Raw genomic sequence first — 1,438 nt, 5'->3', positions numbered from 1 at the left:
GGCTCTTCACAATCGAGGGTGTAGTTGGCGTCTGAAGCCGCCGGTCTCGAGTAGGGATCGGGCGATGTAGTTGGTGAGGTTGCGGAATCCGAGGGCGGAGCCGCGGAGGTGTTCGAGGCGTCCGTTGATCGCTTCCGTCGGTCCGTTGCTTGTGCCGGGGCGGTCGAAGTAGGCCAACACGTCGGCGGCTCGCTTCTTCAGCGTCCGGCCGAGGGTGATGATCTCGCTCAATGCCTTCGGCACGCCGTGGCTGACCGACTCGATCAACTTGCTCATCACCTCATGGCCTTTGGCACGGTCGGGATCACGGTAGGCCGTGATCATCTGCTGGTAGATGGCCCAGGTAGCCTCTACCTCGACATGGGCGTCGGATGCGAACAGTGCGTCGAGGCGATTCTTTTGCTTGGCGGTGAGCAGGTCGGCTCCGGTGTGCAGTGTCCGTCGCGCACGGTAGAGCGGGTCGTTCTTTCGGCGGCGGTGGCCGTGGGTGGCCTGCTGGACCCGGCGGCGGCACCGGTCCAGCGCGTCACCGGCGAGGCGTACGACGTGGAAGGGGTCCATCACCGCGACCGCGTCCGGGAGTTCCTCGGTGGAGGCGGTTTTGAAGCCGGTGAACCCGTCCATCGCGACCACCTCGACGGCGTCGCGCCACGCTGCGGGGCGCTCGGCGAGCCAGGTCTTGAACACCTGCTTGGAGCGGCCGGTGACCATGTCCAGCAACCTCGCTGGGCCGGTCCCGTCGCGGATGCCGGTCAGGTCGATGATCACGGTCACGTACTTGTCGCCGCGACGGGTGTGACGCCACACGTGCTCATCGACACCGATGACGGCCACGCCGTCGAACCGGTGGGGATCATCAATGAGCACACGCTTGCCCTCGGCCAGGACCGCGTCATTGGCGGTGTTCCAGGCGACCCCGAGCCCCTCGGCGACACGGGCCACGGTGAGGTGCTGGCACACGATGCCTTCCAGCGCCCACCGCAGACCGCGGCGTGACAGCTTCGCCCGCGGCTCAGCCGCCAGGCTGGTGTCCTGGCGCCACACATGCCCGCAGCCTGTGCACCTGTACCGGCGGATCGTGACCTCCAGCGTCGTGGGACGCCACCCCAGCGGCTCGTGCGCCAACCGCCGGATCACCGTGTCGCGAGGGACACCTGCGCAGCCGCAACGACGGCACCAGCGGTCCGGGTCGACCACCCGGCAGGCCAGCACGGCGCGGTCGGGTTCGAGTCGCTGCCCCACGGCTTCCAGCCCGAGCTCGTCGAGACCGCAGAACGTAGTCAGGTCAGGGCAAGTGAAGGTAGCGTCAGGCACGTCGAGGTCTTCCAGATGGGCGGCGTAGGAACCTCCATCATCGGGAGACCTCGACCTCTATCCGGACACCGACGCACCGCCGACGCCCACCGCCGACCGCTACACCCTCGATTGTGAAGAGCCG

At 67.5% G+C, this 1,438-nt stretch carries 1 protein-coding gene; it reads right to left on the bottom strand.

The genetic code is table 11. The annotated features are described in order from the left end of the window. Positions 1-6: 6 nt before the first annotated feature. Positions 7-1,314 carry an ISL3 family transposase gene (locus tag F7O44_RS29275; RefSeq protein ID WP_162453876.1) on the bottom strand — a complete coding sequence of 436 codons (1,308 nt, stop codon included), beginning with the start codon at positions 1,312-1,314 and terminating at the stop codon, positions 7-9. Positions 1,315-1,438: the final 124 nt, after the last annotated feature.

This window comes from Phytoactinopolyspora mesophila (assembly GCF_010122465.1).
GTDB classification, from domain to species: Bacteria; Actinomycetota; Actinomycetes; order Jiangellales; family Jiangellaceae; genus Phytoactinopolyspora; species Phytoactinopolyspora mesophila.
The sequence above is the reverse complement of the archived record's forward strand: the minus strand, read 5'-3'. Positions and strand labels throughout refer to the sequence as shown.